Origin of the sequence: Microcoleus sp. S13_C3 (assembly GCF_036700905.1) — a bacterium.
Lineage (GTDB): Bacteria > Cyanobacteriota > Cyanobacteriia > Cyanobacteriales > Microcoleaceae > Microcoleus.
In genome coordinates, this window is sequence record NZ_JAUBPT010000018.1 from 2,816 (window position 1) to 25,587 (window position 22,772).

Below are 22,772 nucleotides of genomic sequence, written 5' to 3' on the forward strand. Positions count from 1 at the left end.
TTCTTCTTCTTCTTCTTCTTCTTCTTCTTCTTCTTCTTCTTCTTCTTCTTCTTCTTCTTCTTCTTCTTCTTCTTCTTTTTGTTGAGAATTGAGGGTTTTTTCTACCAACAATCCCACAGTTAAACTTTGTTCGGGAACGTAATGTCGGGCAGCATTTTTGAGACTGTCTTCTAGTCGAAATTGCAAATTGTCGATCGGCACAACTTCCCAAACATAGCGATTCACCAGTTTATCTTCCCAAATCTGGGGATTTGGTTTGCTTTTAGCTTGATTTACCGGACAGCCCAACAATTCTAGGGCTGCTTCGTTGATAGTCACCACTCGCCCCTTCAAATCCGTGGAAATCACTGCATCAGAAAGACTTTGCAGCATATCTTTCTGATACTGCTTTTCCACCATCACGTTCTGAAACAGTTGAGAATTTTGCAACGCCATTCCCGCTTGGGAATTAAACGCTCGCAAAAACTCTTCGTCGGAAGGGGTGAAAGTACCTTGGTTCTTATTAATTAGCTGAGTTACCCCGATCAGCTCACCTTTAGCATTATGCACCGGCATACACAAGACAGTCCGAGTGCGGTATCCCGTTTGCTGGTCTGTAGATGGGTCAAAGCGGGGATCGTCGTAAGCATCTGTAATATTTAGAGGTTGACCAGTCGAAGCCACGTAGCCAGCAATTCCCCTATTCGCAGGAATACGGATTTCCATCATCGTTTTGCCGTCGGCCTTAGCTAATTTTGTCCAGAGTTCGTTGGTTTCCCGATTTAACAAAAATAGCGTGCTGCGATCGGCTTGCATCAAGTCGCGAGCTTGATCCATGACAGAGCGCAAAGTTGTTTCCAAGTCAAGACTTTGACCCAAAGTCGTGGTGGCTCTCAAAAGTGCGGCAACCCCTCGCTGGTTGCGGGCCACGACGTAGAAAGACTGACAGCTTTCGAGAATAATCCCGATCGAATCTGCAAAAGCCTGGAACTGCTGTTCGTCTTCCTCGCTAAAGGAGACTTTGCCAGCTTTATTTAACAGTCTGACCACCGCCACGGGTTCCTGTTGGCTCTTGCTGCTAAAAATTGGCATACACAGCATGGTCTCGATGTGGTAGCCCGGTGGTTCGTCTACTTCGGAATTAAAATACTCGTGCGATCTCGCTTGGGCGACATTGATTGATTTTCCGGTTGTTGCTACGTAGCCTAAAATGCCTGCATCCATAGGCAAGCGTACTTCTACCTCCTCGCCCGTCAGTGGCTCGAGTGTTTTGTGCCATAGTTGATTTTTGTTGGAGTCAACCAAAAAAATTGTTGTCCGGTCTGCTTGCAAAATTTGGCCAATTTTGACAGTGAAGGCATCTAAAAGTTGCTCTAAGAGACTTTCGAGTGCTTCATTGTTAATCAGGTCCATCGCCCGGATAAATTGCTGAAATTCAGCCGTGATAAAGTCCAGCAGGCACACTAATTCAGGAACTGGCAGGCTCTTAACACGGGAGGTCAATGCCCCCATAAAATTGACTTGAGTCAGTGTAGCCAGAACGCTACCAGTATTGGAGAATGTCATGATTAACTGCTTGCTCAGAGGGGTAGACTGACCGCAGGTCGATCGGCGCGAGATTCGGCGGTGCAAACTTTTGAATTTGTTTGCCAGCGCATCGGCACTCGCTTGTCGCTTTGATGAATCGTGAGTTCAAAAGTGGGGCAGGCAACTTCAGTTTGCTTGTGATGTATGCTCGATCGATCTTTTTTCCAACCTCGATGATACTGATGAGGGTTCGTTCATTCAAGCTGAACTTGAGTTCGCAAAACAGAAGACCTGAAAATTAGGTGACAGGCTTTAGTTCGATCGAGAGTGCAATGTGGATTGGACGCCCTGTGCTCGGCCCCAGCGCGCCGTGTGACTGTTTTAGCGCACTCGGCGACCGTATCCAGTCAGGTAAATGGCGCTATGAAAGCAGCGCGCAAGGCATTCCTACAGAGCTACTCATAGTTTAATGGTAAACGCAACAGCAGGATAGCGACGGTAATTTATGCAGCAAAAAAGTTCGATCTGTCTTTGAAAACATCCCTGTTCACTACCAACTGACGATCGAACAGCCAAGCTAAGCTGGCGGTGATGTTTAAAGGTGCTACAGATCCGGACATTTAGGCCGCTGTGGGCACAGACTCGGCAAACACCACTGATTGATAGTAGCGCTGGAGTTGTGCGGCGGCGGCGGCCCAACCCCAGCGTTCGGCTTCTCGGCGAGCGTTATGGCGCAAGGTTTCCCGTTCTTGGGGATTCGCAAACAGACGCTTGGTGGCGGCGAGTGCTCCTTCTTCGTCGGCGGGGTCAAATAAATATCCGTTAACACCGTCGGTGACGATATCGGGAATTCCGCCGCTGCGCGCCGCCACTACAGGCGTTCCCGCAGCCATTGCTTCTAGGAGCACTAAGCCCAGGGTTTCGGTGCGGGAGGGAAAAATGAAGGCGTCAGCCGATGCGTAAGCTGTTGCGAGTTCTTGCCCCTTGAGGTAGCCGACAAAATTGGTGGGTGTACCGGCAAAATATTGTTCGAGGGTTTGCCGATGCGGGCCGTCTCCCACTAAGGCGAGGCGGGCATCGGGAATCGCTGCGAGGACTGGTTTAATGCGTTCGATTTCTTTTTCTGCACCGAGGCGGCCGACGTACAGCAGCAGGGGGCTGTCTGGGTTATTTGCAGAAAGGCGCGATCGCATTTCTCGACTTGCCAATTCCGGGACAAACATTTCAGTATCTACGCCCCGCTGCCACAAATCTACCCGATCGATCCCGTGGCTTCTGAGTTCCTCCACCATTGCTGTAGAAGTACACAAATTCAGTTCTGCTTGGTTGTGGGCACCTTTGAGCAATTCCCACAATAAAGGTTCGAGGACTCCGAAACCGTAGTGGTGCAAATATTTGGGCAAATGCGTGTGATAAGAAGCCAAAATTGGAATGTTCAACTTTTTGCCGTAATATATACCGCCCAATCCCAAAATAGCGGGATTGACAACATGAATAATATCCGGTTTAAACTGCTCTAATTGGCGACCGACAGCCGGAGAAGGAAGTGCCATTTTCAATTCCGGGTACATCGGCAAAGGCAAACCCTCCACACCGTAAACTCGGGCGCCTTTGTATTCTTTAATCCCGTAATCTGGAGAAAATATCAGAACTTGTTCGCCCGATCGCTGCAAGTGATCTACAGTGTGAATCAGGCGCGTCACAATGCCGTCTATTTTCGGCAAAAATGTTTCAGTGAAAAGAGCAATTTTCATAGTAAGTTACTTAGGGAGCCGATAATCCTAGCCTCTGGAAGATGTCGGGGTCGATGACAGGATACACTGCCTCACAAGGAGTCAGTAATTGCGTGCTATCGCCTCCGTTATATTGACGCTGTTGCTGCACGAATTGGGAAAGATCCTCAATTTCAACAATCCATTCTCGCGCGTAACGAGCTAAAATACTGCCGCGCAAACCGAGTTGAATTGCCCGCCGATCCATTTTCGATCCATTTGGGTGATGATCTGGGTCCCATTGCAGCCGTACAGCCGAATTTTTAACAGCTTGTTGCCATTCTTTTTCGCTTCCATACACTGCAGGAACGAAATTAGAATGGACAGCAGATGCTAAAATTTCGTCAAAAGCCGAGCGCTTCAGCCAAATAGCCAGAATTACTTCTTGTCCGGGTTTTGTTCCCCATTCCGAGCGATACATCATCCATAGAAAATTGGGCTTAATCCAACTCATGCGATTCAGACTAAATTCCCCACCGAAATAACCTTGTTCCGCTGCAAAAAGACCGATAGCCGGACGGTAGGCTTGGTACACTACGACCGTATGTTCATCAAATTGTGCCAGAATGTGACGACCTGTTTTCGGCCATTTACTTGCCTGGTTTAAGTAGGGTTCTGTTAGCAGCTTCACCACAACTAATTACTCTCCTGATGTTTCTGGGGGCCAACATACAAACTCCGTGAATTCCCATCGATACAATTATCCCACCTAAAAGCCATCCCCCACTTTCGGCAAAGCAATTAATTCTGTGAATTTCCTGTGCTGTTGAGGCAATTTATATTGCTTTCTAAGTGGCTGATAAGCCTTCGCTAACTCGCCACTAATTTAGATCGCTCGGCGTTACAGCCGCCCATTCCCCTATTAAATAATAAGCCAAAACTGCCCTCGCTGAAAATCCAGGCAGAACCACCAAAAGCAACAGAATGAGAATTCGACTTTTCACGGAATTTCTTCCCTAACAAGCCAGCGGTAAAAACCTGATGCCATTTTTTAATTAACCGCAGAGGACACAGAGGACACAGAGAAAGAGATAAAAAAGATAGATTATCGTAATATACAGCCAAATCCATTCAGAACTTGCGAACCCTTCTCCTCTCTTCCCTTCTTTTCTCTTACTTCGCGCCCTTCGCGCCTTCGCGGTTCGTTAAAAAGCTCTTTCCCCGCAGATAGAGGCCCGAACTTACTTCCAAGAAACCTTCGGCAAAATTTGGTTTTTATCGACACGGTGCTGATATTTTGTAGCAAAATTCAGCAGAGAATCGAGCAGGGAATCTGAGAGATAGTGCGGTTGCAAACCGAGGTCTAGCAAATTGGTGTTTTTGGCATTGAAATAATGTTCTTCTTTCTCAACTCTGGGATTTTCGAGGTGGTTGATTTCTACTTTTAATCCCATTGCCATGCCTGCTTTTTGCACCAAGGAGGCTAAGTCGCCGACGCTGAATTGTTCGGTGAATTGGTTGAAGACGCGGAATTGTCCGGCTTCGGCGGGGTTGGCGATCGCCAATTCCACGCACCGCACGGTATCCCGAATGTCTAAGAAGCTGCGGGTTTGTCCGCCACTGCCATAAACCGTCAAAGGATGACCGATCGCAGCTTGGATGCAAAATCTGTTCAATGCTGTACCGAATACTCCGTCGTAGTCCAAACGGTTGATCAACAGTTCATCCATGCCGGTTTCATCTGTGAGCACGCCGTAGACTACGCCCTGATTTAAGTCGGTGGCTCTTAAACCCCAAATTTTGCAAGCAAAATGGATGTTGTGAGAGTCGTGGACTTTGGAAAGATGATAAAAACTTCCAGGCTGTTTGGGATAGGGTAGTGTATCCTTGCGGCCGTTGTGTTCGATCGTGATGTAGCCTTCTTCAATGTCAATATTCGGCGTGCCGTATTCGCCCATTGTCCCCAATTTCACTAGGTGACAGTCGGGGAAGTCTTCGCGGATGGCGTACAGCAGGTTGAGTGTCCCGACGACGTTATTGACTTGGGTAAGGACTGCGTGTTCGCGATCGATCATTGAGAAAGGTGCCGACCGCTGTTCGCCGAAATGGACGATCGCCTCTGGTGCAAATTTTCTCATGCTTTTGCTGAGAAAATCGTAGTTGGTGATGTCACCGACGAACAAGTCGATCGACTTGCCCGTTAAATCTTGCCATCGCTGGAGTCTTTGCTGAATCGGTGCGATGGGAGTGAGGGTGTCGCTGCACAGTTCCAGATCCCAGTGCCGCCGCACGAAGCTGTCGAGGATGCCAACTTCGTAACCCTTGTTAGAAAGGTAGAGTGCGGTTGCCCAACCGCAATAGCCATCGCCACCAATAACCAGGACTTTCATAAATCAACGGTGAATCTTGCTTGCCAATACTGGGTTAATGTATCAGGTATTGGTGCATTCTGAACCTTTAATCAACCGTGTTCGCCTAGGAAGGAGTCTGTTTTTTTTGATTAAACCTGAATTTCGTCGGCGAAACTGGCCCGGCGGGTGAATTCAAAGGGGCCGGCCTGGGCTCCCCAGACATGGGCGTCGGTTTCTGGGTCACGTCCGCGATCGTGGCTAATAAATTTGTCTTGGTCAATCTCGAATTCGCTGTCTAGATAGGTTTTTTTGCCCTTTCTGACCACCATGCAGCCTTTTCCGGGTTCGACAGACCCTTTGAAGCTGTTGCCCGTCCACTGCGTAATAAAGGTGCAGCCGGGAAGCAGTGTCAGTTGTTCTTTTTTGATTTCTTGCAGCCGTTGCGGGTCGCGGGCAGCGCCGTAGAATTGTTCTTCGTTTTCTATGGCATAATTTTCGATGTCGATTCGATCGCCCACCGGGACTAATTTCAAAACTCGGACTCGGTACGGTACATTCAGTTCAATATCGTAGGCTTGTTCTAGGTACAAGCTGAGCCCATCCAGAACTTCGACGGGCAAAGGTCTCATGCACACGCGGATGTGGGCGAAGAAGGGCGGGTTTTCAAAGGCTTGGGCTTGGTTGCTGAAGTCGGCGGCCATCCAGCGGGCGAGGGTGACGATATCGGTGGAATGAGACATATCGATTTTAGATTTTAGATTTTCGATTTTAGATTGGGGGTCTGGTAAAAGTTATTTTAGGGTATCTAATGCGCGATCGCGCGCTACATCCCGGACTTCTGCGAAGTCGAGGATCTGAGTATTCTGTTTTTTTAGGCGGGCTAACTTAAATTGCAGGGCGATCGGCTATAAATAGTTACAGAAAAGCATCGCCGAATTACCATGAAACTAGAACCTGTTGAATCTAGCATGATCCAATCTGCGGGTTATGACGAGGAAAGCTACACCCTCGAAGTTGTTTTCAATAGTGGCAAAACATATCGATACTTTGAAGTCCCCAAGACTGTCTACTTGGAACTGATGGAATCAGATTCCAAAGGTAGTTATATGCTATCTGACGTTATTGATTGTTTCCCCTACGAACAAGTAAAGAAACGGCGGCGATAAGTACGGCATTAATCAACGTATCCCATTAGCGCGATCGCGCCCTTTTCTTCTACTAGCGCTCGAATTTTTAGTGGAACTCGCCCCATTGGTGCGCCCTCAATCTTCCAAAATCTCGACCAAATCTTCCATTGTCACGTCGAAGGCGCGGGCAATTTTGTAGACAGCAGAAAGATCGACTGTATTCAAAGCATCGCGCTGAACGTAGCTTCTGACAGTGTTGTAATTAACTCCGGATCGATCGGCAACTTGCTTTAGTGTCCAACCCTTTTGCTCAGCTAGTTCTCGAATCCGCAGTCTAACGTATCCCATGTTTTAACTTGACATTGATGCGTATGCAACATATGATACCTATGTACACTGAAAACGATCGCCCTCAGAGCCTGGAAAACTTAAGGGCGATCGCCTTTTCTATCACACCCCACGAACGTGGGGAAGGATTACCCTATGATACCAACATCCAAGCCCAAATTAAACACTCATCCCTGGTGTATCGTCCGGCAATTGCCAAATATGCAGCGATTGGTGGTTGCTCGGTTCCACCGCCGGGGCGATGCGGAGGGATACATACAGATTTTACAGCGGTTGTTGCCGACGGCTGAACACGCGATCGTTTTTGATACGACTGGGGCTGAGAAATTGGCACAAGTGCGATCGACTCAATTAGAACGAATGTTGTAATCCATGAAGAGCGATCGTGTTTTATAGCAAGTGCGATCGCTCTTTCCTTAAATTACTTAGGAGCGCGAATTAAATAATTTACACAAGTTTGTGGGGTGTCCCGCCCGCCATTGCTGGACGGGCGGGACGCCCATCCCACAAGAACCATCACGCATTGTAAGTTATTTAATTCTCATTCCTTAACAACGGATAAGCTACAATATTCCAAGAGTATCTGAGATCTGTTATTCCTATGAAGAGGATTCGATTCGGCGATCGCGCAGGTTTTGGGTAGAAGGTGGTTGGCATCCACCTGCTGAAGATGCTCGTCAATTAGACTAAGCACGATCGTTCAAGCCAAAAGTTTTATGAAATGAATCACTTGCGCGATCGATCTACAGATAAAACTAGAGATTTTTCGCGCAAATACTTCGCCCAAACGATACTTTTACCAGAGGTTTTAAACCTCTGGTAAAAGTATCTAAATGAGCAAATTAGATGAGTTTGACAGCCCGCAGACCAAACATCAGCACTGTCGCCAAGCCGATCATGCCACCAAAAAGCCCGAAATAAGTTATTGCTCCGCTAAGAGTCATTGCCATTTCTCCAAAACAATGAATAAAAAGACATTTGACACTCCCCAGCCTTAATGGGTGGGGATTCTTGGTTCACTGATACACCTTAAAACTCTCTATCCTTTCGGCACTACTTAAACCAAAAACCCGTTCAATAGAACTAAGTTTCGAGTCTAATTTAGAGGAGTCCCAGCGGGCTTATCTCCGCAAGCTTTAGAGGATTGCTCCCCTTGTTTCCGTATGCCCTACGGTACAACTTGAATATCAAGTATTTGATTTTGCTGGTTCACGGGTGATCGTTGGCTACCCTAGCTCTGTTTATCGTGGTTATCGCCATCCACTACGCATTACTACTTCCTATCCTGTCAAGTGGGGACACCCCAGATTTATATTGTCTTGTGATAGCGGTTTTTCAGCCTGTGCTATCTCTAGTATGCCATACTAGAGCGACACTATATCGACATTAATCCGTCGAAGTGACGGGGTTTTCAACCCAATTTTCTGATAATCTAAAATCTAATATCTAAATTAGATAAATATGCAATCCATAATTAAAGTTGACTTGGGGCCACAATCTTACAATGTTTGCGTGCGATCGGGCGGTTTAGACGAACTCGGCAGTCTGATGGGCGATCTAAGCTTGGGCAAAAAAGTGCTGCTGGTGTCGAATCAGTCGATTTTTCGGCAGTACGGCGAAAGAGCAACAGCAGCCCTCGAATCCGCCGGGCTGGAAGTCAGTAGCTGCATTTTACCACCGGGAGAACAGTACAAAACTTTAAATTCGGTGCAGAAAATTTACGGTGCGGCTTTGGAAAACCGTTTAGAACGTTCCTCGACAATGGTGGCTTTGGGCGGCGGGGTGGTTGGCGATATGACGGGTTTTGCGGCCGCGACTTGGCTGCGGGGAATTAATGTCGTGCAGGTTCCGACTTCGCTGCTGGCGATGGTTGATGCTTCTATTGGTGGCAAAACGGGGGTAAATCATCCTTTAGGGAAGAATTTAATCGGGGCTTTTCACCAGCCACGCTTGGTGTTAATTGACCCGGATGTACTCAAAACTCTGCCGGCGAGAGAGTTTCGTTCGGCGATGGCGGAAGTCATCAAGTACGGGGTGATTTGGGATGCTGAACTTTTTGGGAAGTTGGAGAATTGCAAGCGCTTGGATCAAATGCGCTATGTGAAGGCGGATTTGTTGGCAGAAATTTTGAGCAGGTCTTGCCAAGCTAAGGCTGATGTGGTAAGCCAAGACGAGAAGGAATCGGGTTTGCGGGCGATTTTGAATTACGGACACACCATCGGTCATGCTGTGGAAAGTTTGACCAATTACAAGGTGATCAATCACGGGGAAGGAGTGGCTATCGGCATGGCTGCGTCAAGCCGGTTGGCTGTGGAGTTGGGAATGTGGGATGCTGAGTGCGATCGCCGCCAGTCTGCTTTGCTTGAAAAAGCGGGTTTACCTGCCAAATTGCCGGCGGGTGTGGATGTTGAGGAAATTTTGCATACTTTGCAACTCGATAAGAAGGTGCAGGATGGCAAGGTGCGGTTTGTGCTGCCGGTGCGCTTGGGTGAGGCTGCTGTGAGCGATCGGGTGGATGGGGATTTGATTATACAAGTTTTGAAGGAAATGCTTTAGGAAGTCAGTAGTCAGTAGTCAGTAGTCAGTAGTCAGTAGTCAGTAGTCAGTAGTCAGTAGTCAGTAGTCAGTAGTTAGTAGTTAGTAGTTAGTAGTTATTTGTTTGTTCTAATAACCAATAACTAATAACCAATAACCAATGCAGCTTAAGAGCCGCTCGACCGCGAATTAATTTCCTCCAAGATTTTATCTACTCTGTTAGCGGCTTGAGTTCGGCCTTGCTTGATAAATAACTCTTTAGCTTTTGTGAGGCTGGCTACTGCCTCCGCTTGGCTTTCCTTGTCTCCTTGCTGGTACAAACCGACTCCTAAATTGTTTAAAGCATCGGGATATCGATCGTTAATTTTAATGGCTTGTCTCCACTGAACAATTGCCTCTGGCAACTGCCCCTGACTTGCCATCGCCACGCCTAAATCGTTGTGAGCTTTGGCGTGCTGCGGGTTGACTTCAATTGCTTTTTGGAATAGAGCGATCGCATCGCTCATTTTACCTTGCCCCGACAGCATAGTTCCCAACTTGTAATAAGCATCCGCTTCTTTGGGATAGCGAGCGATGAGTTGGCGGTACAAAGCTTCGGCATTGACAGCATTTCCTTGACCGTAAAGGTCGTTGGCAGTTCTCAAACCCACCGTGTAGCCTTTACCTACAACTTGGCACTTCTTCTCGGAGTTGCCTTCCTGCTTGCAAATCCTGAGTTCGTCTCCCTTCATCTCGTAGGACATAACTTCCCGAACAGCAGGGCCTCGGCGCGGTGGTTGCAAGTTCTGCGACTGCAAGTTTTGCGAGAGTTGCAGGGCGATTGTCTCAGCCCCGGCCGGTGGGGCCACTGCGGCATTGCAGATTCCTGCACCCACCAAAATGCTTGGGGCAATCCACCTCAAAGGTTTGAACCAGGGAAACTCTCGATCGTTGTTCATGTCTTTTGTGGAAACGTGTTGTTGATATCCTGGGTTTCACTAGCGCCGTAAGAGTCGGAGCCGATGGGGCCCACCCGATGAAATAGTTAGTTATTAACAGTCGAGATATTTTAGCACTGCAGGGCCGAGTTTGAGTTAAATTAGAGTAGAATTCCGATCGATTCTCAGTCAACCTTAGCAGGAAAATAGAAATGGGGCAGTCTATTCTTACCATGCTCTTTGCGCTCATCCTCGGCTACGCTGTTAACTCAAGCGTCAAAATAGTCAGCGGTGGCGACGAAGCTCTAGTGGAACGCTTGGGTCAATACAAGCGCACCCTCAAGCCAGGATTTCACTTTATCAGTCCCCTGGTCGAAAAAGTCGTCTGCGTGGACACAAGCCGTGAAAGAGTTTTAGACATTAAACCTCAGTCAGCAATCACGGGAGATAATGTGGCTCTCGAAGTCGATGCCGTTGTGTATTGGCGGGTTGTGAATTTACAGAAAGCTTATTATGGAATCGATCAAATTGAAAATGCGATCGCCAACTTAGTGTTAACGACGTTTCGCGCTGAAATTGGTCGATTGCCCATGCAAGACATCTTGGGTTCCCGAGATGACATGAATAAAAAGTTACTCAAGAAGTTGGACGAAGCTACCGAAACTTGGGGTGTCAAAGTAATTCGGGTGGAAATTCAAAGCATTACACCTCCAAAAAGGGTGCAAGAAGCTATGGAATTGGAGCGCGCCACCAAGAGCGAGTGGCAAGCAATGGTCAATAAGGCTATCGGGACTAAGGAGTACATGAGGCTCTTAGTTGAAGCTTTAGACTCCCATCCCAATAGCAAGCAAGTTTTGAATTACTTAGTAACGGAAAAATACTTAGACGCTCAACAAAAATTGGGCGAAAGCGACAATGCCAAAATTCTGTTTATGGATCCGAGAAACATGACAGAAGCCCTCAACGAATTGATGGGTTCTATGCCTGATGTGATGCCTCATTCTGAGGGGGGGGAAATTAAAGTTATTGATACTCACACTTCTCAAGACTGATTCCTGAAGATAGCGTCGGCAACCAGACAAACATCGTACATTTCTCTGACATCGTGAACTCGCAAGATATCTGCCAAATTTGCGATCGCACCTGTACAAGCCGCCGCTGTCCCCCAAACTCTTTGTTTCGCTTCTGGCTGATTCAAAATGTGACCGATGAAGCTTTTTCGCGATACTCCGACTAAAATCGGACAGTTTAAAACACGGAATTTTCGCAACTCTCGCAGAATTTCTAAGTTTTGACTGTAAGTCTTGGCAAAGCCAATACCAGGGTCGATAATTATTTGAGATTTGTCAATCCCCGCAGCAACTGCTGCCGCAATTCGACTCTCGAAAAATTCCCCAATTTCCCCCATTAAATCCCGATAATCTGTCAGTTGTTGCATCGTCTGGGGAGTTCCCCGAATGTGCATCAAAATTATGGACACTTTTAACTTAGCAACGGTTGACAGCATTTCCGAGTCAAAAGTTGCTCCCGAAATATCGTTAATGATATCAGCTCCCGCCTCTACCGCAGCTTTCGCAACCTGCGCTCTGGTAGTATCGACCGAAATAGGAACTGAGCCAAAAATATCGGCTTTTTGTCGCAGTATTTGTACTACAGGTATAACGCGATCGATCTCCTCTCCTAATGATATTTCCACTGCACCAGGCCGAGTAGATTGACCGCCAATATCAATAATATCTACCCCCGATCTTACCATATTTTCCGCTTGTGCTAAAGCAGATTCTATGGTAGTGAAATCTCCGCCGTCGCTAAAACTGTCGGGGGTTACGTTCAAAACGCCCATTAAATAAGTGCGTTTTCCCCACTCGAAAGCTTTATTTCTAATGGTAATTTTTTCGGGGTTATTTGTCATGGCGATCGTGGGATTTGATATCATTTTTGGTTACACCGGAATGATGTTGACTGTTGACGGTTCACTGTTCACGGCGTCAACAGTCAACCGTCAACAGTGAACCGTGAACTCGAATTTACTATTCCGATGCTAACGGATTTGATATGATATCTGACTGAACGCACGGGTAGCCAGAAACCGGGTTTTTCACAACAATATTTCGTTGCAAGCCACAGATTCTGTAAAAAACCCGGTTTCTTTGAGTCTTAATTCGTCCAGCACTGTTCAACCAAAACTTAACCAGCTAAAAACAGTGTTAACTGTCAATTCTAATTCAATTTTATCAATTATGGGCAACCGATCTGCACCTTTGTACAGTTCTACTTTTTGTCCGCAAAATACCGCCAAAATACTCTCTTCTTCTGGATCTAGTAACCACCCCAACTCACTGCCGTTTCGCGAACAGTGGAGCAAGTTACTCAGCACTTTTGTTTGGCTTTGGTTGGGAGAGAGAGTTTCTATCGACCAGTCGGGATTAATGTCAAAGCGGTTAGCAATTCTACCAGACGCCAAAAAAGGAATTCTTTCCCATCGGAATACTGCTACATCTGGCACGATTGATGCCCCGCCAAAAGTGCAGCGCAACTCGGAAAAAGCATTGGCAATTTTCCGAGTTTTCGCTACTTGATTGATAGTCTTGCAGAGTTCACCTTGAAGTACGCTGTGTTCACCTTGAAGCATGGGCTTCTGAATGATTTGTCCCTCAAGAAATTCTGATGCCGGTTCAGTTTCAGGAAGTTTGAGGAACTCGTCTAAGGCGGGTTTCGGTTTAACGATCGCAGTCATAGGTTAATTCTCCCGCTCCAAGAAACACTGAACGGCACATCACAATTGTAGGCGATCGCTGTTTAATTCCCGCTGCCCTTGTTCAACTTACCTATTAGCAATTACCTATTACTGATAATTGACAATTCGATCGAAGCTAGCAGCTTCCAAACTCGCACCGCCTACCAGAACCCCGTCAATCTCAGGCATCGCCATAACTTCATCAATATTCTCCGGTTTGACGGAGCCGCCGTACTGAATTGGCACGTCAGGATTAGTCAATTTACTGCGAATCAAACCAATAACTCGGTTAGCTTCCTTAGCTTCGCAAGTATCGCCAGTGCCTATCGCCCAAATAGGCTCGTAAGCAATGACCAACTTATTTTGGTCAACATCAACCAAATCTTTTGCCAACTGAGAAAAAATGTGAGCTTCTGTTTCGCCTGCATCTCGCTGCTGCTTGGTTTCCCCAACGCACAGAATCGGAATTAAATCGTATTTCTGAGCCGCTTTCAGCCGCAAATTCACCGTTTCGTCAGTTTCCCCAAAATATTGGCGCCGCTCGCTGTGCCCTACGATGACATAACGGACACCAAGTTCACTCAGCATTGGCCCGGAAATTTCCCCAGTAAAAGCTCCCGACTCTTGCCAGTGAACGTTCTGAGCACCGAGTCTGATCCGGCTGCCGTGCAAATTTTTCGAGAGGACAGCCAAGGAAGTGAAGGGAACGCAAAGCACGACTTCCCGTTCCTCTGGGGTTTCCGTCAGGCAGGACATGAATCCTTGAAGAAACTCTAGGGATTCAGTCCTAGTTTTGTACATTTTCCAGTTGCCAGCAATAACTATTTTCCGCACGGGTGACTCAGTAGCTCTGTGAACATCAAAATCAGGCAACTTATAGTTTAAAGCTTTAGGGTACATTTCGAGTCCTTATTGCCCAAACTCGATGCGAGCTTGCTCAACTAAGTCAACGGTGACGACTTCGGTTTCGGCTTCGCGGGCCAACTGCTCGATGCGGACGCGAGCTTGTCCCCGGACAAAGTAGGGAATATTTTTCAGCTTCGCCTTGGCTTCTGGCGTCCATTTTAAATCATCGGAAAATTCGGAATCGGGCATGGCGTTTTGAGCGATCGACTACAAGCCTTCATGGATCTGGCTTTGATGGAAAGCCTGGATGTATTAAATTTACCACGAGTTGCGATCGCCCCACACCTTCTCACTCTGCCTTAAATTTGTTGCCTAAAATCGCCGACGCTTCTTGTAAAAGCTGATTCTGCTCTTCTCGAATTGCCTCCAACCTGGCCAAAATATTAGCAAGTCGTTCCTGAGACTCCAAGCTGTTTGATTCAACTCCCCTCAATTGTAAAGCTGAATTATTTTTGTATTCGGGATTCTGTGAAAATAATGAGTTTACAGCCACTCCACCGAAATTACTTACAGATTTAGAGCCGCCACTCAAAACCCCTGGCATAAATTTTCTAGGGCTTTGCAGAATAAATAACCAGCCTTCTGCAAACAACCTACCTAAAGCCTGTAATAAACCCAATATAATGAATATAAATATCAGCAATATTGCTAAAGATATCAGCGGGTGACTCACCAACCAGAAGACTACAGGGTGAGAATCAATCCAATTTTTAACAGTACCATTGATAGCACTTTGAAGGGCATTAGAATTGGCACCGCTCCTATTTCCCGCCTTGTTAAGGCTATCTACTACTGAAGCCTTAGCCTTTTCTGTAGCTGGATTTACCCGAATTTATATCTCCGAAAAAAAGCGATAACTTTTAAGTAGACTGTGGCTGTTGGTTTAACAAACCCGACGCTGCCTAAAATGTTGTGGCGGAAGCTTAGATGGTGTATAATTTATGACATACTTGCCAAATTTTCACTTTCCATCCCAACCTCAAAATATGCTAGGGTAGAATGTTTCCAGAGCTTAAGATACACCATGACGTATGTATCAATCATTAGAAGACTCAGCCATTTCGACTAACCCATCTATGGAACCGTCCTCTCTAATTCTGATTGTGGATGACGATGCCTTGATTCGTTTGCAACTGCGACTGTATTTACAGAAGGAAAAATACCGAGTGGCCGAAGCTACTGATGGGTTGACAGGGCTAGCAGCTTATGAGGAAGTACATCCAGACCTCATCCTGCTAGATGCAGTGATGCCCACTATGGATGGTTTTGCTTGTTGTCAAAAATTATCTGAAATGCCTGAGAGCGATCGCCCACCTATTTTGATGATTACTAGCTTAGAAGACAAAGAATCTGTCGATCGAGCCTTTGCAGCGGGAGCGGCTGACTATATCACGAAGCCGATTCACTGGGCTGTTCTGCGACAGAGAGTGCGACGGTTGATTAAGCAATTCCACTTGCAACAGCAACAAACCCTACTTTACAACCAGCTAGAGGCCGCCAATCGACAATTAAAATACCTCGCGTCAATTGACGGTTTGACTCAGATTGCCAATCGCCGTCAGTTTGACCAACAGCTAGAGGAGGAGTGGCGACGCATGACGAGGCAGCAAACTCCTTTGTCACTAATTTTGTGTGATATCGATTTCTTCAAGCCTTACAACGATACTTATGGACACCAAGCAGGGGATGTATGTTTACAGCAAGTTGCGACAGCTCTCAATCGCAGTATTAATCGAGCGGGAGATTTAGTAGCACGTTATGGAGGTGAAGAATTTGTAGTGATTTTATCGGACACCGAGCTTGAGGGAGCCGTCCAAATCGTTAAGCAAATGCAGGCCCGCATCCAAGATTTAGCAATAGTTCATAAGACTTCTCCGCATCATTGCATTACGCTCAGTTTCGGTATTACCAGTGTGATTCCTAACCAAGAAAGCTTACCAGAAAATTTAATTACTGCTGCCGATGCAGCACTTTATCAAGCCAAAGACCAAGGTCGGAATACTTTTTGTACCAACATTCATACAGTTAATGAATTCACCCGTTAACTCATAAGGCTAAAAACTATGGTTCTCGTCATTTGGAATGATTCGTTAAGTATTGGTATTCCCGAAATTGACCGCCAGCATAAACAATTGATAGATCAACTCAATACCTTAGTGGATGCCATGTTGTCAAACCGTGGAAAGGAAGAAATAAAAGGTATTGTAGATTTTTTAGACTTGTATGTAGCACAACATTTCGGATTTGAAGAAAATTGTATGCAAAGATACAAATGCGCCGTTGCATCTAACAATGCAGCGGCGCATACCAAATTTATTAAAACACTGAGTGAAGTTAAACAAGAGCTACAAACCAAAGGATCGAGCCTTTCCTTAGCCATTAAGCTTAATGAACAATTGCTAGATTGGTTCGTGAACCATATTAAAAAAGTCGATCGAAAAATCAAGTCCTGCATAAGTAAGCCTTAATTTTAGTTTTAAAGCCTAAATCATCGGTGGTGCGATATTCATGGAAACTGTCAGGTAAATAACAGATCGGCTCTATGGCGCTTTTTTATTGGAATCAGGTCATATTCAACAACTAGCGATTATAAAAGTTTATGGGAGAGGCTAGCTCAGTGCGTAATAAAAGATGGTTAGGTGCGATCGCCCTTCTCACGGGTGCGGGTGTTCTGGGCAACTATTTCAGTTTGTCTCTTTTCTTTGGGGTTGATTTCCTGTTTGGCAGTATTCCCATACTGATTATTACTTACTACTTCGGCTTGGGCTGGGGAGGCTGGGCTGGTCTAATTGCAGGCAGCTATACTTATATCCTTTGGCATCATCCATACGCCACGATTATTTTGGTAATCGAGGCTCTGTTTGTAGGGTTTCTTTGCAAGAAGCGCCAACAGCCAAATATCCTTTTATTCGATGGGATTTACTGGTTCTTAATTGGAATGCCTCTCGTTTGGCTTTTCTACGGTCAAATGATGCACATGGAGGCGAATCAGACCATCCTCGTTATGTGCAAGCAAGCAGTCAACGGCATTTTTAATGCCTTAGTTGCCAGCTTAATTATTTCGTATGCGCCGATTTATCGGTGGATTAGTGCTTCAAAGCATCTCGCCCTTTCTTTACAACAAACTATTTTTCATCTGTTGGTAGCTTTTGTCTTTCTTCCAGGACTGCTCCTATTAGTTTGTGATGGTAGATACTTGGTTGGTCAAATCCAAGCGACGGTGCAAACGGAGTTACAAGCAAACGCAAAAACTATGACGAGTGCAATATCTCGATGGCATCAGCGACATCTCTTAGGTTTGAATACATTAGCTGAAAAATCGCTCAGGCCTGAAGCCGGCACGGCGGCTAATAGAGCGATTCAATCATCCGAGCAGCTACAACAAGATATTAGCCTGATCGAGCAGGTGTTGCCAGATTTCGACAAAATTTATGTAGCCGATTCATCGGGAACAATTTTAGCTACTTCTTCTCATTTAGATCAAACCCGTCTGCGGTCGATCGAACAAAGCACGGAACATAAATCTCTCATTACCCTGGCTCAAGAGCGGTCGAGACCTTGGATGACTTCTATCCAACAAGAGCTATTAATGGACAAACCTCATGTAGGATTGAATGTGCCCCTGCAAGTTCAAGGTCGTTTTCTTGGGCTGATCCACGGTTCATTAGGATTGAGCCAGATCAAAGCTCTCTACATTTTCCAGACAAACAATCAGCAACTACGCATTACATTGCTAGATCAAAACAACCGAGTCATTGCTAGTAATCAATCCGACCAACAGCTTTTGACCAGTGTTCAGGGGTCAAAGGACGGCAGCACTCGCATTTTAGAGGGAACCTTGCAGCAGTGGCTTCCTAGCAATGGCAAGAATCCGATGATCCGTTGGAAAAATTCTCTGTATATACAGGAATTTACCATTAGCCCCGCTCTGGACTGGAAATTACGCTTAGAAATTCCAGCCGCTCCCTATGTAGAAAATTTACAAAATCGCTACAAGGCTGACTTGAGTATTCTACTCCTCGTCACAATGTTGGCATTTTTGTTTGCAACGCTGGTTAGCGAACGACTGGTCCAGCCATTATCCTATTTAGCTCGTGCGACTACTGACTTACCCAACAAGCTTTCAGAAGAAACATTTGAATGGAAACATACCTCTGTTACGGAAATCAATGAGCTTGCCAGAAATTTTAAATGGATGGCGATCGTGCTTAATCAAAAATTTAGGGAGATTAAACAAGTCAACGCTACATTAGAACAGCGAGTTCAAGAACGAACGCATAAATTATCCAGAATCAATCGCTCTCTGAAAGCTGAAATTAAGAGACGTAAACAAGCCGAATCGGAACTAAGAACAAGAGAAGGGGCGATACGAGCTTTATATGAAGTCACTGCTACCCAAAATCTCAATTTTGAGCAGCGCATCCAAGCTTTGATTGAGATGGGATGTCAGAATTTGGGGCTTGAAAGTGGCGTCTTGGGTCGTGTGCAAGATAATCTTTATGAGGTGATCGTTGCGCGATCGCCCGATCGAGTCCTTAAACCGGGTGATGTCTTTGATATTAAGCAAACTTTGTGCTGTGAAGCTTTAGACACAAATGAACCCCTAACCATCCAACATACAGCCACCTCAAAATGGCGTCACCATCCTGCCTATCTTGCCTTTGGCATGGAAGCTTATATTGGAGCACGAGTTTTAGTTGCAGGCAAAGTCTACAGTACCCTCAGCTTTTCTAGTAAATATCCCCGTGCACAGAGGTTTAAATCGGCCCATGTGGAATTACTGAAGCTGATGGCTCAGTGGATTGGTAGTGAAATTGAACGGCATCAGGCAGAAATCGCTCTGCAAGCTAGTGAAGAGCGGTGGGAACTCGCCCTACGTGGTAGTAATGAAGGGGTATGGGATTGGAACGTCAACACCAATGAAGTATTCTTCTCGGCTCGCTGGAAAGAAATGTTGGGCTACGAGGATCATGAAATTCCCCATCACCTGGACGAATGGAGCAAGCGGGTGCATCCCGATGATCTCGGTTGCGTCATGCAAATAATTCAAGATCACTTTGATGGCAAAACTTCCTTTTATATTACAGAACATCGAGTTCTTTGTAAGGATGGGAGCTACAAGTGGATTCTAGCTAGAGGGCAGGCGCTTTCGGATGAAGCGGGCAGAGTTGTCCGTATGACTGGTTCTCAGAGCGATATTACCGAGCGCAAAAACTTAGAGCAGGAAATTCAAGCCAGAGAGCAATTATTGAATGCTTTCTTTAAAGGAGCTTCCCTAGCAGGGGTGGGGCTGTGTATCCACGATCGGCAGTTTCGATTTTTACAAATCAATGAGGCACTAGCTCAAATTAATGGCCACTCTGTGGAGGCTCACTTAGGTAAGACAAGCGATGATATTTTGGGGGAATTTGCTCCTGGTGTAAATGCACTGTTACAACAGGTTTTAACGACAGGAAAACCTTCCATCAACTTGGAAATGAGCACAGCACTATCCAGTCAAACGGGTGTCAAGCGCCACTGGCTCGTTTCTCACTTTCCCATTTTCAAGGATGCAGAGCAGGCTATAGCAGTGGGTTGCATTCTAATTGAAATTAGCGATCGCAAACGAGCCGAAGCGGAACTGCAACAAATGAGTGCGGCCCTAGAAAATGCCGTGGCAGGCATTTCTCGGCTTGACCCTCAAGGACGCTATATCTCTGTCAATGTGACTTATGCTGCCATCTGCGGATATCAGCCCGAGGAACTGCTAGGGATGGAGTGGCCAACAACCGTTCATCCTGAAGATGTTGAGAAGATGGGGGCTGCTTATGAGCAAATGTTGAGAGACGGCAGAGTCGAAGCGGAAGCTAGGGGAATGCGAAAAGATGGCTCCAGCTTCTATAAACAATTGGTGATGGTTTCTGCTTATGACGAGCAAAATGTGTTTGTCGGGCATCACTGCTTCATGAAGGATATTAGCGATCGCAAGCAGGCAGAAGAAGCACTACAACGACAGTTGCAAAAAGCCCTACTGCTGAAGCAAATTACCCAAGAAATTCGTCAAAGCCTCAATGCTCAGCAGATATTTGCAACGGCTGCTATCCAGATTGGGCAAACTTTTGGGGTCAGTCGCTGCTTAATTAGCACATACCAGGACAATCCACTGGCTCAGTTTCCTGTCGTTGCAGAGTATCTAGGAGTGGGATCTGGGCCCAGCGGCGAGCATAACCTTCTGGCGGCGAGTCCTGCTTATACAAAACGGTTGATGGCTCAAGATGAAGCGATCGCCTCCCCGGATGTCTACTGCGATTCATTGCTCACCTGTACACATTCTATTTGTACCCGTCTCAAATTGAGATCGACATTAGCAGTGCGAACCTCTTACCAAGGAGAACCGAATGGTGCCATTTGTTTGCACCAGTGCGATCGTTACCGTCATTGGACTGCAGATCAAGTGGAGTTGCTAGAATCAGTCGCGGCTCAAGTAGGAATTGCCCTAGCTCAAGCCAAGTTACTAGAGCAAGAAACTCAACAACGAGAAGAATTAACTCTGAAAAACTGTGCCCTGGAGCAAACTAGACGGGAAGCAGAAGCTGCGAACCGAGCCAAAAGTGAGTTTCTGGCGATGATGAGCCATGAAATTCGCACTCCCATGAATGCGGTTATTGGCATGACAGGACTACTGCTGGATACAGAACTCAAGGCTCAACAGCGAGACTTTATCGAGACGATTCGCAATAGTGGGGATACCCTCCTGAGTATCATCAACGACATCCTGGACTTCTCCAAAATTGAGTCGGGCAAGCTGGAGCTAGAAATGCATCCCTTGAGCTTGAGAGATTGCATAGAAGGTGCGATCGACCAACTTGCAGTTAAAGCAGATGAGAAGGATATTGAGTTGGGCTACCTCATCCAGCCTCAGACTCCTAAGTGGATTTTGGGTGATGTCACCCGTCTCCGTCAGATTCTAGTTAACTTGCTCAACAATGCGATTAAGTTTACTGAAACTGGGGAAGTTACCATTTCCGTAGAAGCCTCTCTAGTTGATTCGGACAAAAGAATTTCTGAACGAGGGAACTTGTCAGAAAGCTGGTATGAAATCCAGTTTGCCATTCAAGACACAGGCATTGGTATTCCAGCCAACCGGCTCGATCGACTGTTCAAGTCTTTTAGTCAAGTAGATGCTTCGACGACTCGGCAGTATGGAGGGACTGGTTTAGGTTTGGCGATTAGTAAGCGACTTAGTGAAACGATGAACGGCACGATCTGGGTTGAGAGCGGAGGCCACGTCGGAGGAACCCCTTCACCAAAATGGCAAGCCGCTAAGCTTAATCGAGTCACAATGGGTTCCACCTTCTACTTCACGATTGTGGCATCCTCTGTTGCTACTGAGTTAGCGGAACCGATGGAAATGTTACCAGAACTATCTGGCAAGCGTTTATTAATCGTGGATGACCAGCCCACTAACCGACAAATTCTGACGTTGCAAGCAGAGAGTTGGGGGATGCAGAGTCTGGCTGCCCAATCGGCTGCGGAAGCGCTCAACTGGCTTGAGAGTGGAGAAGCGTTTGATCTCGCTATTTTAGATATGCAAATGCCACAAATGGACGGCCTCACACTCGCCTCAGCCATCCACCACCATCCTAAGTGCCACCGTTTACCCCTAGTGCTGCTGACTTCAATGGGCTACCCAGAAGCTAGTTCTTCAGCGCTCTCCACCCACTTTGCGGCTTTTTTAAGCAAACCCATCAAACAATCCCAGCTCTATCAAATACTGATCCATGTGCTACAAGCTCAACCGAAAAAAGTTCAACAACAGGTCCCTATATCTGTCGAGGATGATATGAAACTTGCCGAGAGACTCCCACTGCGAATTCTTTTAGCAGAAGATCATCTGGTAAATCAGAAGGTGGCACTGCTGCTGTTAGAGCGTTTGGGATACCGGGCCGATATTGCTGCCAATGGATTGGAAGTTTTGGAAGCCCTGAATCGCCAGCCTTATGATGTGGTGCTGATGGATGTACAAATGCCAGAGATGGATGGACTTGAAGCCAGCCGTCGTATTTGCCAGGAGTGGCCGGCTCATACTCGTCCCTGGATTATTGCAATGACGGCAAATGCCATGCAGGGCGATCGCCAGGTTTGTCTTGATGCTGGCATGAATGACTATATCAGTAAACCAATTCGACTAGAGGCTCTCAACCAAGCGCTGAGTCAGTGTCCACCCCACCCGGAACCGCAGCAGGCCCAAAAGGAGGAATCCGATAGCAAGAAGCCAGAAATTGATGTGCCAGCGGTTAACCTCACTGAACTGCAAGCCTTCTGTAGCAGCATCGATCAAGATTCAAGCGAGATTTTGAGCTTGCTAGCTAATTGCTACTTGGAGGAAGCCGTAAAGTTGCTAGAAGCTATGAAATTAGCGATCGCCCAAGGGGATACTCAAACCCTAAACCGAGCGGCTCATACCCTCAAAGGCAGTAGTGCGAACCTAAGCGCGGCTCCTCTGGCCCACCTTTGTGCCACGCTAGAAGTTATGAGTACCTCTGGTGAACTAGATCGAGCCTCATCCTTATTTGCTCAAATCGAGAGTGAGTACGATCGTGTCAAGAATACTCTCCAACAAGAACTACAAGCATAGCGAAACTAATGTGTGA

General features: G+C 46.5%; 20 protein-coding genes. 7 read left to right on the forward strand and 13 right to left on the reverse strand.

The window, feature by feature from the left end:
• The 5 genes from QUA16_RS07555 to QUA16_RS07575 form a co-directional block, all read right to left on the reverse strand.
• Positions 1-1,545: GAF domain-containing protein (locus tag QUA16_RS07555; protein WP_333102558.1), on the reverse strand; the 1,545-nt coding region annotated here is incomplete at its 3' end.
• A 581-nt stretch (positions 1,546-2,126) separates the two neighbouring features.
• Positions 2,127-3,260: a glycosyltransferase family 1 protein gene (locus QUA16_RS07560; protein ID WP_333102557.1), complete on the reverse strand. Its 1,134-nt coding sequence runs from the start codon at positions 3,258-3,260 to the stop codon at positions 2,127-2,129.
• Positions 3,261-3,270: 10 nt separating this feature from the next.
• Complete coding sequence (locus QUA16_RS07565; protein ID WP_333102556.1) at positions 3,271-3,912, reverse strand: DUF4291 domain-containing protein; 642 nt, start codon at positions 3,910-3,912, stop codon at positions 3,271-3,273.
• 547 nt (positions 3,913-4,459) lie between these two features.
• Positions 4,460-5,608, reverse strand: coding sequence for an NAD-dependent epimerase/dehydratase family protein (locus QUA16_RS07570; RefSeq protein WP_333102555.1), 1,149 nt, complete (start codon positions 5,606-5,608; stop codon positions 4,460-4,462).
• 110 nt (positions 5,609-5,718) lie between these two features.
• The gene (locus tag QUA16_RS07575; protein ID WP_333102553.1) at positions 5,719-6,309 is read right to left on the reverse strand and encodes a chromophore lyase CpcT/CpeT; all 591 of its coding nucleotides are present in this window, start codon (positions 6,307-6,309) and stop codon (positions 5,719-5,721) included.
• Positions 6,310-6,510: 201 nt separating this feature from the next.
• On the opposite strand from QUA16_RS07575, the gene QUA16_RS07580 reads away from it, so the two are divergent.
• The gene (locus QUA16_RS07580; RefSeq protein ID WP_333102552.1) at positions 6,511-6,735 is read left to right on the forward strand and encodes a KTSC domain-containing protein; all 225 of its coding nucleotides are present in this window, start codon (positions 6,511-6,513) and stop codon (positions 6,733-6,735) included.
• A gap of 96 nt (positions 6,736-6,831) precedes the next feature.
• Here QUA16_RS07580 and QUA16_RS07585 read toward each other — a convergent pair whose 3' ends face one another.
• Positions 6,832-7,044 (reverse strand): helix-turn-helix domain-containing protein, encoded by a 213-nt coding sequence (locus tag QUA16_RS07585; RefSeq protein ID WP_106148990.1) that lies wholly within the window; start codon positions 7,042-7,044, stop codon positions 6,832-6,834.
• Between the two features lie 135 nt (positions 7,045-7,179).
• On the opposite strand from QUA16_RS07585, the gene QUA16_RS07590 reads away from it, so the two are divergent.
• Entirely contained in the window at positions 7,180-7,413 is a 234-nt protein-coding gene (locus QUA16_RS07590) for a hypothetical protein (RefSeq protein WP_333102551.1), read from the forward strand.
• Positions 7,414-7,886: 473 nt separating this feature from the next.
• Here the strand turns inward: QUA16_RS07590 and petL are convergent, their stop codons facing one another.
• Positions 7,887-7,988, reverse strand: a complete 102-nt coding sequence (gene petL, locus QUA16_RS07595) for a cytochrome b6-f complex subunit PetL (protein ID WP_333102550.1) — start codon at positions 7,986-7,988, stop codon at positions 7,887-7,889.
• A 517-nt stretch (positions 7,989-8,505) separates the two neighbouring features.
• On the opposite strand from petL, the gene aroB reads away from it, so the two are divergent.
• The gene (gene aroB / locus QUA16_RS07600; protein WP_333102548.1) at positions 8,506-9,600 is read left to right on the forward strand and encodes a 3-dehydroquinate synthase; all 1,095 of its coding nucleotides are present in this window, start codon (positions 8,506-8,508) and stop codon (positions 9,598-9,600) included.
• 146 nt (positions 9,601-9,746) lie between these two features.
• Here the strand turns inward: aroB and QUA16_RS07605 are convergent, their stop codons facing one another.
• The gene (locus QUA16_RS07605) at positions 9,747-10,517 is read right to left on the reverse strand and encodes a tetratricopeptide repeat protein (RefSeq protein WP_333102547.1); all 771 of its coding nucleotides are present in this window, start codon (positions 10,515-10,517) and stop codon (positions 9,747-9,749) included.
• Positions 10,518-10,708: 191 nt separating this feature from the next.
• Between QUA16_RS07605 and QUA16_RS07610 the strand changes: the two genes are divergently transcribed.
• Positions 10,709-11,548 (forward strand): stomatin-like protein, encoded by an 840-nt coding sequence (locus QUA16_RS07610; RefSeq protein WP_333102546.1) that lies wholly within the window; start codon positions 10,709-10,711, stop codon positions 11,546-11,548.
• Here the strand turns inward: QUA16_RS07610 and folP are convergent.
• From folP to QUA16_RS07635, 5 genes are all read right to left on the reverse strand, one after another.
• Positions 11,539-12,408 (reverse strand): dihydropteroate synthase, encoded by an 870-nt coding sequence (gene folP, locus QUA16_RS07615; protein ID WP_333102563.1) that lies wholly within the window; start codon positions 12,406-12,408, stop codon positions 11,539-11,541. The genes QUA16_RS07610 and folP overlap by 10 nt on opposite strands.
• Positions 12,409-12,672: 264 nt before the next feature.
• Positions 12,673-13,233 (reverse strand): Uma2 family endonuclease, encoded by a 561-nt coding sequence (locus tag QUA16_RS07620; protein ID WP_333102545.1) that lies wholly within the window; start codon positions 13,231-13,233, stop codon positions 12,673-12,675.
• A gap of 108 nt (positions 13,234-13,341) precedes the next feature.
• The gene (tpiA, locus tag QUA16_RS07625) at positions 13,342-14,067 is read right to left on the reverse strand and encodes a triose-phosphate isomerase (protein ID WP_333102562.1); all 726 of its coding nucleotides are present in this window, start codon (positions 14,065-14,067) and stop codon (positions 13,342-13,344) included.
• 75 nt (positions 14,068-14,142) lie between these two features.
• Entirely contained in the window at positions 14,143-14,328 is a 186-nt protein-coding gene (locus QUA16_RS07630; RefSeq protein WP_006633749.1) for a PCP reductase family protein, read from the reverse strand.
• Between the two features lie 100 nt (positions 14,329-14,428).
• Positions 14,429-14,758, reverse strand: a complete 330-nt coding sequence (locus QUA16_RS07635; RefSeq protein ID WP_333181084.1) for a hypothetical protein — start codon at positions 14,756-14,758, stop codon at positions 14,429-14,431.
• 412 nt (positions 14,759-15,170) lie between these two features.
• Between QUA16_RS07635 and QUA16_RS07640 the strand changes: the two genes are divergently transcribed.
• The 3 genes from QUA16_RS07640 (at position 15,171) to QUA16_RS07650 (ending at position 22,756) form a co-directional block, all read left to right on the forward strand.
• The gene (locus QUA16_RS07640) at positions 15,171-16,184 is read left to right on the forward strand and encodes a PleD family two-component system response regulator (protein ID WP_333102543.1); all 1,014 of its coding nucleotides are present in this window, start codon (positions 15,171-15,173) and stop codon (positions 16,182-16,184) included.
• Between the two features lie 18 nt (positions 16,185-16,202).
• On the forward strand, positions 16,203-16,607 hold the full coding sequence (locus tag QUA16_RS07645) for a hemerythrin family protein (RefSeq protein WP_333102542.1): 405 nt from the start codon (positions 16,203-16,205) through the stop codon (positions 16,605-16,607).
• Between the two features lie 149 nt (positions 16,608-16,756).
• Positions 16,757-22,756 carry a response regulator gene (locus tag QUA16_RS07650; protein WP_333102541.1) on the forward strand — a complete coding sequence of 2,000 codons (6,000 nt, stop codon included), beginning with the start codon at positions 16,757-16,759 and terminating at the stop codon, positions 22,754-22,756.
• The last annotated feature ends 16 nt before the right edge of the window (positions 22,757-22,772 follow it).

Excerpts from the sequence above, each read along its gene's own strand:
- QUA16_RS07610 (WP_333102546.1), top strand. The coding sequence starts at position 10,709 with ATGGGGCAGTCTATTCTTACCATGCTCTTTGCGCTCATCCTCGGCTAC.
- QUA16_RS07570 (WP_333102555.1), bottom strand. The coding sequence starts at position 5,608 with ATGAAAGTCCTGGTTATTGGTGGCGATGGCTATTGCGGTTGGGCAACC.
- petL (WP_333102550.1), bottom strand. The coding sequence starts at position 7,988 with ATGACTCTTAGCGGAGCAATAACTTATTTCGGGCTTTTTGGTGGCATG.
- QUA16_RS07620 (WP_333102545.1), bottom strand. The coding sequence starts at position 13,233 with ATGACTGCGATCGTTAAACCGAAACCCGCCTTAGACGAGTTCCTCAAA.
- QUA16_RS07640 (WP_333102543.1), top strand. The coding sequence starts at position 15,171 with ATGTATCAATCATTAGAAGACTCAGCCATTTCGACTAACCCATCTATG.
- QUA16_RS07590 (WP_333102551.1), top strand. The coding sequence starts at position 7,180 with ATGATACCAACATCCAAGCCCAAATTAAACACTCATCCCTGGTGTATC.
- QUA16_RS07560 (WP_333102557.1), bottom strand. The coding sequence starts at position 3,260 with ATGAAAATTGCTCTTTTCACTGAAACATTTTTGCCGAAAATAGACGGC.
- folP (WP_333102563.1), bottom strand. The coding sequence starts at position 12,408 with ATGACAAATAACCCCGAAAAAATTACCATTAGAAATAAAGCTTTCGAG.
- QUA16_RS07585 (WP_106148990.1), bottom strand. The coding sequence starts at position 7,044 with ATGGGATACGTTAGACTGCGGATTCGAGAACTAGCTGAGCAAAAGGGT.
- aroB (WP_333102548.1), top strand. The coding sequence starts at position 8,506 with ATGCAATCCATAATTAAAGTTGACTTGGGGCCACAATCTTACAATGTT.
- QUA16_RS07645 (WP_333102542.1), top strand. The coding sequence starts at position 16,203 with ATGGTTCTCGTCATTTGGAATGATTCGTTAAGTATTGGTATTCCCGAA.
- QUA16_RS07630 (WP_006633749.1), bottom strand. The coding sequence starts at position 14,328 with ATGCCCGATTCCGAATTTTCCGATGATTTAAAATGGACGCCAGAAGCC.
- QUA16_RS07605 (WP_333102547.1), bottom strand. The coding sequence starts at position 10,517 with ATGAACAACGATCGAGAGTTTCCCTGGTTCAAACCTTTGAGGTGGATT.
- QUA16_RS07575 (WP_333102553.1), bottom strand. The coding sequence starts at position 6,309 with ATGTCTCATTCCACCGATATCGTCACCCTCGCCCGCTGGATGGCCGCC.
- QUA16_RS07580 (WP_333102552.1), top strand. The coding sequence starts at position 6,511 with ATGAAACTAGAACCTGTTGAATCTAGCATGATCCAATCTGCGGGTTAT.